The organism is Limnohabitans sp., from assembly GCF_046052825.1.
GTDB lineage: Bacteria > Pseudomonadota > Gammaproteobacteria > Burkholderiales > Burkholderiaceae_C > Limnohabitans.
Window position 1 is genome coordinate 1 of sequence record NZ_JAVLFP010000045.1, and the last position, 11,725, is coordinate 11,725.

At 60.4% G+C, this 11,725-nt stretch carries 13 protein-coding genes and 1 pseudogene; 11 read left to right on the forward strand and 3 right to left on the reverse strand.

What is annotated here, in order from left to right; all coding sequences use genetic code 11:
• The 11 genes and pseudogenes from chlL to ACKWJN_RS07165 form a co-directional block, all read left to right on the forward strand.
• A pseudogene (gene chlL, locus ACKWJN_RS07115) lies at window positions 1-486 on the forward strand (ferredoxin:protochlorophyllide reductase (ATP-dependent) iron-sulfur ATP-binding protein); the annotation flags it as partial.
• Window positions 487-507: 21 nt separating this feature from the next.
• Window positions 508-1,215 (forward strand): magnesium protoporphyrin IX methyltransferase, encoded by a 708-nt coding sequence (gene bchM / locus ACKWJN_RS07120; protein ID WP_408595654.1) that lies wholly within the window; start codon window positions 508-510, stop codon window positions 1,213-1,215.
• Complete coding sequence (locus tag ACKWJN_RS07125) at window positions 1,212-2,660, forward strand: BCD family MFS transporter (protein WP_408595655.1); 1,449 nt, start codon at window positions 1,212-1,214, stop codon at window positions 2,658-2,660. The genes bchM and ACKWJN_RS07125 overlap by 4 nt, the downstream gene beginning before the upstream one ends.
• A gap of 31 nt (window positions 2,661-2,691) precedes the next feature.
• Entirely contained in the window at window positions 2,692-3,456 is a 765-nt protein-coding gene (puhA, locus tag ACKWJN_RS07130) for a photosynthetic reaction center subunit H (RefSeq protein ID WP_408595656.1), read from the forward strand.
• A complete protein-coding gene (gene puhB, locus ACKWJN_RS07135; protein ID WP_408595657.1) occupies window positions 3,453-4,136 on the forward strand; it encodes a photosynthetic complex putative assembly protein PuhB in 684 nt (227 codons plus the stop codon). Before puhA ends, puhB begins: the two co-directional genes overlap by 4 nt.
• Complete coding sequence (puhC, locus tag ACKWJN_RS07140) at window positions 4,133-4,606, forward strand: photosynthetic complex assembly protein PuhC (RefSeq protein WP_408595658.1); 474 nt, start codon at window positions 4,133-4,135, stop codon at window positions 4,604-4,606. Before puhB ends, puhC begins: the two co-directional genes overlap by 4 nt.
• Before the next feature lie 35 nt (window positions 4,607-4,641).
• Window positions 4,642-5,724, forward strand: coding sequence for a magnesium-protoporphyrin IX monomethyl ester (oxidative) cyclase (acsF, locus tag ACKWJN_RS07145; RefSeq protein WP_408595659.1), 1,083 nt, complete (start codon window positions 4,642-4,644; stop codon window positions 5,722-5,724).
• Window positions 5,718-6,500, forward strand: coding sequence for a putative photosynthetic complex assembly protein PuhE (gene puhE, locus ACKWJN_RS07150; RefSeq protein WP_408595660.1), 783 nt, complete (start codon window positions 5,718-5,720; stop codon window positions 6,498-6,500). The genes acsF and puhE overlap by 7 nt, the downstream gene beginning before the upstream one ends.
• A 9-nt stretch (window positions 6,501-6,509) precedes the next feature.
• Window positions 6,510-8,069 carry a phytoene desaturase gene (locus ACKWJN_RS07155; RefSeq protein WP_408595661.1) on the forward strand — a complete coding sequence of 520 codons (1,560 nt, stop codon included), beginning with the start codon at window positions 6,510-6,512 and terminating at the stop codon, window positions 8,067-8,069.
• On the forward strand, window positions 8,056-9,162 hold the full coding sequence (locus ACKWJN_RS07160) for a phytoene/squalene synthase family protein (RefSeq protein ID WP_408595662.1): 1,107 nt from the start codon (window positions 8,056-8,058) through the stop codon (window positions 9,160-9,162). Before ACKWJN_RS07155 ends, ACKWJN_RS07160 begins: the two co-directional genes overlap by 14 nt.
• Before the next feature lie 5 nt (window positions 9,163-9,167).
• On the forward strand, window positions 9,168-9,611 hold the full coding sequence (locus ACKWJN_RS07165; RefSeq protein ID WP_408595663.1) for a BLUF domain-containing protein: 444 nt from the start codon (window positions 9,168-9,170) through the stop codon (window positions 9,609-9,611).
• A gap of 256 nt (window positions 9,612-9,867) precedes the next feature.
• On the opposite strand, the gene ACKWJN_RS07170 is transcribed toward ACKWJN_RS07165, so the two are convergent.
• From ACKWJN_RS07170 to pufB, 3 genes are read right to left on the reverse strand one after another with little or no spacing between them, the layout of a single operon-like run.
• The gene (locus ACKWJN_RS07170; protein WP_408595664.1) at window positions 9,868-11,247 is read right to left on the reverse strand and encodes a PucC family protein; all 1,380 of its coding nucleotides are present in this window, start codon (window positions 11,245-11,247) and stop codon (window positions 9,868-9,870) included.
• Between the two features lie 51 nt (window positions 11,248-11,298).
• The gene (locus tag ACKWJN_RS07175; RefSeq protein ID WP_408595665.1) at window positions 11,299-11,493 is read right to left on the reverse strand and encodes a light-harvesting protein; all 195 of its coding nucleotides are present in this window, start codon (window positions 11,491-11,493) and stop codon (window positions 11,299-11,301) included.
• A gap of 12 nt (window positions 11,494-11,505) precedes the next feature.
• Window positions 11,506-11,658 carry a light-harvesting antenna LH1, beta subunit gene (pufB, locus tag ACKWJN_RS07180; RefSeq protein WP_019429105.1) on the reverse strand — a complete coding sequence of 51 codons (153 nt, stop codon included), beginning with the start codon at window positions 11,656-11,658 and terminating at the stop codon, window positions 11,506-11,508.
• Between the last annotated feature and the right edge of the window lie 67 nt (window positions 11,659-11,725).

Consider the following 11,725-nt stretch of genomic DNA (forward strand, 5'->3'; position numbering starts at 1 on the left):
CTGCTCAAAGAACACCACCTGCTCGAAGACACCGATGTGGTGATCTTTGACGTGCTCGGCGATGTGGTGTGTGGCGGCTTTGCCGCACCGCTGCAACACGCCGACCGCGCGCTCATCGTGACCGCCAACGACTTTGACTCGATCTTTGCGATGAACCGCATCGTCCAAGCCATCGGTGCCAAAGCCAAAAACTACAACGTGCGTTTGGGTGGCGTGATCGCCAACCGCAGCGATGCGACCGACCAAATCGACAAATACAACGCGGTGGTGGGTCTCAAGACCATGGCGCATTTCCCCATGCTCGACGAAATCCGCAAGAGCCGACTCAAGAAGTGCACCTTGTTCGAACTCGAGTCCTCCCCTGCCGTGCAAGCCGTCCAAGACGAGTACATGCGCTTGGCCGCCTCGCTGTGGCTGGGCGCCGACCCGCTGCCGTCGGTGCCCATGAAAGACCGCGACATTTTTGACCTGTTGGGTTTTGACTGAAGCCAAACGGAGACACACGCCATGAACACCACCGCCTACGAACAACGTCGCAGCCAGATCGAACACTACTTCGACCGCACGGCCGCCGACGCTTGGGCCCGCCTGACCTCGAACGAGCCCGTGGGGCGCATCCGTGCCACGGTGCGCGCTGGGCGTGACACCATGCGCGAGACGCTGCTGTCGTGGTTGCCGCAAGACATGCACGGCCTGCGCGTGCTCGATGCCGGCTGTGGCACTGGCGCGCTGGCCCTGCAAGCCGCGTTGCGCGGCGCCGAGGTGGTGGCCATCGACCTGTCGCCCACGCTGGTCAAACTGGCCGCGGAACGCATGGCGGCCGAGCACCCGCACTTGCCCGGCTCGGTGACGTTTTTGTCGGGCGACATGCTCAACCCTGAATTGGGCGAGTTTGACCATGTGGTCTGCATGGACTCACTCATCCACTACGACAGTGAGCAAATAGCCCAGGCCCTGGCGGGCTTGGCCCAACGCACCCGCACCTCCATGGCCTTCACCTTCGCACCGCGCACACCCCTGTTGGCTTTGATGCACAGCGCCGGGCGCTTGTTTCCGCGCAGCGACCGCTCGCCGTCGTTGTCGCCCGTGGCACACGCCGACCTGCTGCAGCGCATGCAAATGCAAAGCCATTTGCAGACCTGGGCCGATGCGCGCATGCAACGCGTGGCGCGGGGTTTTTACACCTCCCAAGCGTGGGAGTGGACACGTTCATGAAACTGCACATCCCGGTTCCCCGCTGGATCACCGCTTACGGCACACGCTTCATGCCGTTTGCCGACGCAGCGTCGCCAGAACTGCCGATGGCGCGCTTGCTGCGCCTGTCGCTGTTCCAAGTGGTCATCGGGATGGTCACCGCCTTGCTGGTGGGCACCCTCAACCGGGTGATGATTGTGGAGTTGCAGGTACCCGCTTGGTGGGTGGCCTTGGCGGTGGCCATCCCCATGGTGTTTGCCCCGCTGCGCACCCTCATTGGCTACCGCAGCGACACGCACCCGTCGGCGTTGGGCTTGCGTCGCATTCCCTACTTGTGGACGGGCACCCTGCTGTTGTTTGGTGGTCTGTCGATCATGCCGTTTGCCTTGTTGCTGTTGTCCGAACCTGAGAGCGCCAACCTGTGGGTCGGACAAGTGGGGGCATGCCTGGCCTTTGTGCTGGTGGGTGCAGGCATCCAAGTCACTCAGACCGCGGGCATGGCCCTGGCAGACGACTTGGCCTCCCAAGACAAACGCCCCCGCGTGGTGGCCTTGCTTTACAGCATGCTGCTGGTGGGCATGATCGTCAGCAGCATGCTGTTTGGTTGGGTGCTGCAAGACTTCAGCCCGCAAAAACTCATCCAGATGGTGCAAGGCTGTGCCGTGCTGGTGGCCGTGCTGAACTTGACCTCGCTGTGGAAGCAAGAAGCTCGTCAAGCCAAGCGCGGACGCCGCGAAGTGGGCGGCTTTGCGCAAAGCTGGCGCACCCTCATGACGCAGCCCCAGATGCGGCGCTTTTTGTGGACCTTGGGTCTGGGCACCTTTGCCTTCAACATGCAAGACATTGTGTTGGAGCCCTATGCCGCCGAGATCCTCCAACTCGATGTGGGCATGACCAGCGCCCTCACGGCCCTGAGCTCAGGCGGGGCGCTGCTGGCGTTCATCCTGTCGGCGCGTTGGCTGTCGGGCGGACTGAACGCCTGTCGGCTGGCCAGTTTTGGCGTCTTGCTGGGCCTGCCTGCATTTGCCATGGTGATTTTTTCTGGGCCCCTGCAAGCGGCTTGGTTGTTCCGCGCAGGTGTAGGCCTGATTGGCCTGAGCGGCGGTCTGTTTTCTGTCGGTATGTTGGTCACAGCCATGGACATGGGTCACCACGTCGATGGTGGACGCTTGAGTGGCTTGGTCGTCGGCACCTGGGGTGCGGTACAAGCCAGCAGCGCTGGCGCGGCCATGGCGGTGGGAGGGGCGCTGCGCGATGGCGTGTCGGTGCTGGCCATGTCTGGGGCCATGGGCGAAGCCTTGGTCACCCCCATCACCGCCTACAGCTTTGTCTACCACCTGGAAATTTATTTGTTGTTTGTCGTGCTGGTGGCCTTGGGGCCAATGCTGCGCGCCAGCCGTCTGAGCGCAAAGACAAACAGCAACACCCCGAGCACCCCGTTTGGTCTGGCACAACTGCCAGGTTGAGAGTTGACGATTTTTTTGAAGGAGCACTGGTATGGAAACAGGCGCAATCACGCAATACATTGATGTGGCCCAAATTGTGTTGTACATGTTCTGGGCGTTTTTCGCCGGGCTGATTTATTACCTCTTGCGTGAAAACCACCGCGAGGGCTACCCCATGGATTCGGGACGTGAAAACGGCCCCAAGATCGAAGGCTGGCCGCCCGTGCCCGAGCCCAAGACCTTCAAGACCCAAGACGGTCACACCTACCTGTCCCCCGATCTGGCACGGCCTGATGGGACTTACAACGGTCGGCCCACACATGGCTGGAACGGCGCCCCCCTTGAACCGGTGGGCGACCCGCTGCTCGCAGGCGTCGGCCCAGGTGCTTGGGCCATGCGTGCCGACACCCCCGACATGGACCCACATGGACATCCCAAGATCGTGCCCTTGCGGGTGGCCGCCGACCACTCGGTGGCACACCAAGATGTGGACCCACGGGGCCTGCCTGTGTGGGGGGCAGACCAACAGATCGCCGGCACCGTGTGCGAGCTGTGGGTAGACCGCATGGAGATGATGTTTCGCTACGCCGAAGTGCAGTTGGCAGGCTCTGAGCGCCGTGTGTTGTTGCCCATGACGTTTGCCCGCATCAAAAAAGACGGCACGCATGTGCAAGCCATCTTGGCGCACCAGTTTGCCAATGTGCCGCTCACAAAGTCTTCCGAGCAAATCACCTTGCTCGAAGAAGAAAAAATCACCGCTTACTACGGCGCAGGCACCTTGTACGCGACGCCTGAGCGCCAGGAGCCGATCATATGAAAGCCACCCACGAACACGAGTGGGAAGCAGCGCCAGGACTCCCCAGCGCGCTGCCCGCCGGCGAACATGTGGTCTGGCAAGGCGCGCCCGACTGGCGCAGCTTGGCTGTGCAGGCGTTCCATGTGCGCAAGATCGCCTTGTATTTCGTTTTCATGCTGACGCTACAGACGCTCAACCTGACGGCTCCTGACAACGGCGTCGGCTGGAAGCCGCTGGCTGAAGTCGAATGGAAACCTCTGTTCGTTGCCGCCAGTCTGTACGCACTGGCTCTGGGTTTGTTGTTGGGCACGGCGTGGCTGTCGGCCAGCAGCACGCTCTACACCCTCACCAACAAGCGTGTGGTCATGCGCATTGGCATTGTGCTGACGCTCACCTTCAACCTGCCCTACAAGCGCATCGCGGGGGCATCGCTCAAGTCTTACGCCAAAGGCGTGGGAGACATTGCCTTGGCCCTTCACCCTGAAGACCGCATTGGCTGGGCCCACCTGTGGCCGCACCAGCGGGCTTGGCACATCAGCCAGCCCCAACCCACCTTGCGTTGCTTGGCCGGGTGTGCGTCAGTCGGCCAACAGTTGCTGGCTTTGTGGCGTGCCGAACGCGCCGACGACAGCCTGCGCCTGGGACAACAATCCGCCGACTCAGCATCGCCTGCGAACCACGCTCAAGGGATATTGGCATGAGCACCTTGCGCAACGACCACTGGTCACAGCAGAACCAAAGCCTGAGCCGCCCCATGGCCTGGATTGGTGTGGTGTTGTTGGCCGTTTTGGTGGCGGTCGGTCTGGCGCGCTGGTCCGGTCTGGACCCGCGCACACCTGACGCCGCCGTGCAATGGCAGCGTGCGCTGAACTTCAGCGACCTGCCCGGAGGCGACATCGCCGTGCTGGACGCGAACACCCACGAAACCGTGGCCCGTTTTTCTGGCGAACAGGGCTTTTTACGCAGCACCCTGCGCGCCCTGGCACGAGAACGTCACCGCGAAAAAATTGGTGCTGAAGCCCCGTTGATGCTGATGGGTCGCACCGATGGTCGCTTGACCTTGCTCGACCCCACCACCCAACAACGCATTGACCTCGAGTCCTTTGGCCCCACCAACGCCGCCGTGTTTGCTGGCTTGCGCTTGGCTGGCCTCGACACCTCAGCCCGTTAAAACTGGCCGCCACCTCAGACCCACCGGAGATCCCCATGAACGCCACCGCAGTCCACACCATTGAAACGGCTGAAGATGCCAACAAAAAGGCGGTTCACAGCGACATGATCAGTCCGCGGTTTTACACCACCGACTTTGCCGCCATGGACCGCATCAACATCGAGCCTGTGCGCGCCGAGTGGGACAAGATGATGGCCGAGTACGAGGGCGACAACAACCACGACCACTTCCAACGCGATGCGGCCTTTGCCGACGAAGTGGCCGCTGGCATGGCCACACTCTCGCCCGAGATGCGCCAAGAGTTCATGGACTTTTTGGTCAGCTCTCTGACCTCCGAGTTTTCGGGCTGCGTGCTCTACAACGAGATCCGCAAGAACGTCAACAACCCAGACATCAAGCAGCTGATGACTTACTTGGCTCGCGACGAATCGCGCCACGCCAGCTTCATCAACCTGTCCTTGCGCGACTTCAATTTAGGGATCGACCTGGGCAACCTCAAGCGCACCAAGAAGTACACCTTCTTCAAACCCAAATACATTTACTACGCGACCTACTTGTCTGAAAAAATCGGCTACGCACGCTACATCACGATTTTTCGCCAGCTCGAAAAGCATCCCGAAAAACGCTTTCACCCGATCTTTCGCTGGTTCGAGCTGTGGTGCAACGACGAGTTTCGCCATGGCGAATCTTTCGCCCTGATCATGCGAGCCAATCCAAATCTGCTGCGCGGGGCCAACAAGCTGTGGATCCGTTTTTTCCTGCTGGCCGTGTACGCCACCATGTACGTGCGCGACCACACCCGCCCCATGCTGCATGACGCCATGGGCTTGGACTCCAGCGAGTACGACTACCAGGTGTTTCGCATCACCACCGCCATCACACAGCAGGTGTTTCCGCTGGCCCTGGACACCGACAACCCGGCTTTTCGACGCGGTCTGGAACGCCTGTTCGCCATTTCGCAAGCGATGGAAAATGCCAAGGCCCGTGGTGGCCTGGTGGGCAAGCTGCAACAAGGTGTTTGCGCCCTGCAGGCCGCCGCCACATTCGCTCGCCTGTTTTGCATGCCCGTGATTGAGCAAGACCTGTCACCCCAAGTTCGCATGGAACCCGCATGGTGAATGAAGTCGTTTGGGCCTGCACCTTCACGGCCCTGTGCTGGTGGTTAGGCACGGGCGTGATCTTGTGGCTCGACCGGCTGAACCCACGCAGCTTTCGTTTCAGCCTGGCAGGCTGGACGGTGTTGCTGGCTTTGAGTTTCTGGGGCGTGACACACAGCATGCGCGAAGTCAGCGTGGTCAACGCTTACCTGGCTTTTGGCAGTGTGATCGTGATGTGGGGGTGGCACGAATTGGCGTTTCTCACAGGCTGGATCACCGGTCCGCGCAAAACCCCGCTGGATGCAGGTGCCCAAGGCTGGTCGAGGTTTGTGCAATCGGTGCAGGTCATGCTCTACCACGAGCTGGCCTTGCTGGCCAACTTCGCATTGCTGTGCTGGATGCAAGAGGGCCAGCGCAACCACGTGGCAATTTGCACTTTCGCCTTGCTGTGGTTCATGCGCCTGTCGGCCAAACTGAATTTGTTTTTTGGCGTGCCTCAAAACGGCGCGCAATACCTGCCCGCCCACCTGAAGTACCTGGCCAGTTATTTCCGCACCCGTGACATCACGCTGTGGTTTGTGTTGTCTATGGGCTTGGCCATGGGCACCTGGTTCTGGCTGGTGTGGTTGGCACAGCAAGGTGCGGTGGCCATCACCACCGGCTGGGTCATGTTGGCCACCTTGCTGGGGCTGGCGATTGTTGAACACGTGATCATGGTATTTCCTTGGCCGCTGGAGCGGTTGTGGGGATGGGCCATGGGCCACAGCCCAAAACCAGCCTTGACCCTGCCACCCTGAAGGCCCGACATGAACGCATACCGCACCGAAGGTTTTGGCAACGCCATCACACCGCACCGCCCTGCGCACAGCGGGGAAACTCAACCGCGCAAACGCCCTGTTGCGGTGGTGATTGGCAGTGGCTTTGGCGGGCTGGCAGCCGCCATTCGCCTGAGCGTCAAGGGCTACGACGTCCAGGTGCTGGAAAAACTGGATGCCCCTGGGGGGCGTGCCTATGTGCACCACCAAGACGGTTTCACTTTTGATGCGGGTCCGACCATCATCACCGCGCCGTTTTTGTTGGAAGAGCTGTGGGCCCTGTGCGGCCAACGCTTTGCCGACGATGTGACGCTGGTCGCCATGGACCCGTTTTACCGTGTGCGCTTTGCGGATGGCACTTGGTTTGATTACAACGGCGACGCCGAGCACATGCGCGCCGAGGTGGCGCGTTTTGAGCCTGCCGACTTACCCGGCTATGAACGTTTTCTAGAGGAGGCCGAGCGCTGCAAAACCCTGGGTTTTGAAGGCATGGGCGACATGGCCTTTGACAAAGTCAGCGACTTGATGGCCGCCATTCCCGACTTCCTGCGCATGGGCGCTTGGCGCAGCCTCTACAGCTTGGTGGCCAAACACTTGCGCAACGAGAAGCTGCGTGTGGTGATGAGCTTTCACCCGCTGCTGATTGGCGGCAACCCGTTTGCCGTGACCTGCGCCTATGCACTGATCAACGCGCTGGAACGGACCTGGGGCGTGCACTCGGCCATGGGCGGCACAGGCGCCATCGTGCGCGGCTTGGTGGGTTTGCTGCAGGGGCGTGGCGTACCCGTGCGCTGCAACGCGCCGGTCACGCAGATCCGCATCGAAGACGGTCGCGCCTGTGGCGTGGAGTTGGACACGGGCGAGTTCATCGCCGCCGACATCGTGGTCAGCAATGCCGACACGGCCTGGACCTACAAGCACTTGGTAGCGCCCCAACACCGCCGCGTGTGGAGCGACCGCAAGATCGACAAGGGCCATTACTCCATGGGCCTGTTTGTTTGGTACTTTGGCACCTCGCGTCAATACGCCGATGTGCCGCACCACATGATGGTGCTGGGCCCACGCTACGAGGGCCTGCTCAAAGACATCTTCAAGCGCCACCACTTGGCCAAAGACTTCAGCCTTTACCTGCACCGCCCCACCGCCACCGACCCCTCGCTGGCCCCGGCAGGTTGCGACACCTTTTATGTGCTGTCCCCCGTGCCGCACCTTGACAGTGGCACCGATTGGGCCACCCATGCCGAGACTTACCGTGCAGCGATCGCCGAGGCACTGCAAGCCTCGGTGCTGCCGGGCTTGCAAGACTGCATCGTGACCTCCAAGGTCACCACACCGCAAGATTTTCAGGATCGTTTGTGGTCCTACAAGGGCGCGGGCTTTGGCCTGGAACCCCTGCTGTTGCAAAGCGCTTGGTTTCGTCCGCACAACCGAAGCGAAGACGTTCCCGGCCTGTTTGTGGTCGGCGCCAGCACCCACCCCGGTGCAGGCGTGCCCGGTGTCCTCATGTCTGCCAAAGCACTCGAAACGGTGGTTCCCCATGTCATATCCTGAGTTGGTTTCTGCGCCCCCCGAGGCCGCCCATGTGCCCCAGACCCTGAACTTTGATTCGCAGGACCTGCAAGCCTGTGTCGCCATGATGCAAGGCGGGTCCAAAACCTTTTTTGCCGCCAGCCGCTTGCTGCCTCCGCGCGTGCGCACGGCGGCCATTGCGCTGTATGCGTTTTGCCGGGTGGCGGACGACTTGGTGGACGAGGCCGGTGCAGAAGATGCGCCACTGGCACTTTTGCAAACACGCCTGGACGCCACTTACGCCAATACCCCGCACGACCACGTGGAAGACCATGCCTTGAGCTTGTTGGTGCAGCAGTACAAACTGCCCAGGCATTTGCTGGACGCCTTGATCGAGGGCTTTGCCTGGGATGCGGGTGGACGCACTTACGACAGCATCGAAGACCTGCATGCCTATGGTGCCCGCGTGGCCGGCAGCGTGGGCGCGATGATGAGCTGGATCATGGGCCCGCAAAGCACCGACACTTTGGCACGCGCTTGCGAGCTGGGCGTGGCCATGCAACTGACCAACATCGCCCGTGATGTGGGGCACGATGCCAGCATCGGCCGTTTGTACCTGCCACGCCAATGGCTGGAGGAAGCAGGCGTCAACCCCGAGGCGTGGTTGGCCTGCCCGACCTTCACACCCGCCATCGCCCTGGTGGTGTCACGCTTGCTAGACGAAGCAGATCGCCTTTACAAGCAAGCCCACTCAGGCATTGCCGCTTTGCCGCCTGACTGCCGCGCGGCGATTTGCGCGGCCAGCATGATTTACGCTGAAATCGGTCACCAACTGCGTCGCGAAGGTTTGGACTCGGTCAACAAACGCACGGTGGTCAGCACCACACGCAAGCTGATGCTCTTGGCCAGTGCCTGGACACAAGTGCATTGGATTCGGGTGTCCGAGCATATCCCCACACCGCTGCCTGCCATCGTGGGCTTGGTGCAAGGCTGTCAGGCCATCACCCAACAGCCGGGCAGCGTCGCCTACTTCCCCAACCGCGCCATGCCGCAGCGGGTTGCCTGGATGCTCGACTTGTTCGAGCGGCGCGAAACCGAACGACTCGACCGCAATGCCTTGCGGCAAACCGCATGAGTGGCATGGGTACCAAGCTCAGCAACCCCTGTGTGCGGCTCATCTATGTGAGCCGAGCCAAAGGGCCTCAAACCACCACCGTCACCACCTCCATCTTGCAGCAGGCTCAAGTCCACAACAAAGTACAAGGCATCACAGGTGTGTTGTGTCAAGGACAGGGCTTTTTCATTCAGGTGCTGGAGGGCGAGCGCAGCCCAGTCAACACGCTGTACCGGCGCATCTGCGGCGATATGCGTCACAAAGATATGGAATTGCTGCGCTACGAAGACATCTCTGAACGCAAATTCAGCCAATGGTCGATGGCCTTGGTCAAGCTGTCAGCCGACGACCCGATGGTCAAAGCGCAGCACCCGGAGTTCGACCCGTATTCGGCCACGGGAGATCAGGTGATGCACCTGCTCGCGAACTTGATCGAAACATCGCAGCCCATCACAGCCTTACCCACTTGACAGCAGCGGGGACCACCGCGCCCTGCTTTTCAGACCTGCGCACACGAACCGTCAACGAAAAAGCCGCGTGAAACGCGGCTTTGAATTGGGTACTGCGATGGACACAGCTTACTTATTGAGTTTCTTGGGACGGTTCAACCAATTGGCCAAAATGAAAACGCAAAAAACCGCGTACATGAGGATGAGGATGTGTTTGACTTCCATGGGATACCTTTGCTAAGTGGGAGAGGGTGAAGAAAGAGGCTCACATTATTATTCAGAGTGGTGCGGGGGCGCAAACAGGCTCCTGAATCAAAGGCTTCATGGCCCACAAGGTCAGCACCAGCAATGCAATTTCCAGCAGGTAGACGGCCGAATACCCCATGAATGAAGAACTGACCAGGGCCACACCATCTCGCACAACACCACCCAGCGCCATGCCTAATCCTGCCGCTGTGGCTTGCACCGCGCCCCAAGCGCCCATGGCCAAACCAATTTGATGTGCAGGCGCCAGTTGCATGGTGGCGGTCAAGGTGCCATGGGCAAAAATGCCTCCCCCCAAGCCCACGCCAAAGATGCCAAAGGCAAACACCCACGGAGAAGACACGGGTGCTGCGGCGATCAATGCCGCAAAAGCAGGAACTCCGACCCAAGCGCCCCAACTGGCCATGCGGTAAGCATCTTGCCCTTTGGATAAAACCCGCGACGCCCAGGCAAACCCCATCAAGCCACCCAAGGCCAATGTGGCCGTGAGCATGGTGGTGGTGGAGACACTCAAATTCAGCATCTCGCCGCCATACGGCTCCAGCAGCACGTCTTCCATGGTGAAGGCCATGGTGCCCAAACCCACGGCCAACAAGCGCCGCAACGTGTGCGGGCCTTGGCAAAAACTTTGCCACGCTTGTTGAAAATTTTGCTCCTGTGGCGTACCGGGTTTGCGCAAACGACTGCGCGCCTCTTGCTTCCACAACGCAATCACGTTGAGCACCAAGGTCATCACCGCCACCGCCTGCACCACGCGGATGAGTTGACCGTGGCTGTAGTCTTGCAACAGGTGGCCCAACATCAAGGCACTGCCCATCATGCCCACCAGTTGCATCACGTACATCAGGCCCACCACCTTGGGTTGACTCTCGACCGGGGCCAAGTCCGTGGCCAGTGCCAAGCCTGCTGTTTGTACCGTGTGCATGCCTAGGCCGACCAAGACAAAGGCGCCTGCGGCACCGAGCAAACCCACCCAGGCCGGCGCTTGGCTCGACTGCCCAGCCCCTGAGAGCACCAGCAGCGCAAACGGCATGATGGAGAAACCGCCAAATTGAAGCAGGCTGCCCATCCAGATGTAAGGCACGCGGCGCCAGCCCAATTGAGAGCGGTGGTTGTCTGAGCGGAAACCAATCAAGGCACGAAACGGCGCGATCAACAAAGGCAATGCAACCATCAGCGACACCAGCGTGGCTGGGACTTTGAGCTCGACGATCATCACCCGGTTGAGGGTGCCGACCAGCATGACCATGGCCATGCCGACAGAAATTTGAAACAGCGACAAGCGCAACAAACGAGACAGCGGCAAATCATCGCTGGCGGCGTCTGCGAAAGGTAAAAAACGGGGAGCCAGGCTGGTCAGTGACTTGGCCCAAGAAGTGTGTGTTTTGTTCATAGAGGAAAGGCCAAGCGCTCGCGCGCTTGGCCGTTCGTCGGTTTTCACCCGTTACTTCTTCACCGTACTCTCGGCAGCAGGTGCTGCGGCGACGACTTTGGCGCCTCCGTTGAGGAAGTTTTTCACCCAGGTGGTGTTGAGGGTGAGTGCCAGGTGCACGCTGAAGGACGCAATGGCCACAGCAGCAATGAAGACTGGAATACCCACCGAAGGTTTCACCACGCACCACATTTTCGAATAGATCATGTTGTGCCTCCTTTACTTGAGCCAGGGTGAATAGATATAGGCCAGCAGATGGGCGAATGCGGCAATCATGCCGAATATCTGCGTGCCCTGGATGAGATTGCGGTGAATCTCTTCCGATTCGGCCTCGGTCAGTCCCGTTGGCCAGACTTTGTCTGAGTTAGACATAGTTTTCTCCTTGCAGAAGACGTGCACGGCCCGCACGAGGGCTATTCTTGGCCACCATGGCCAGGAA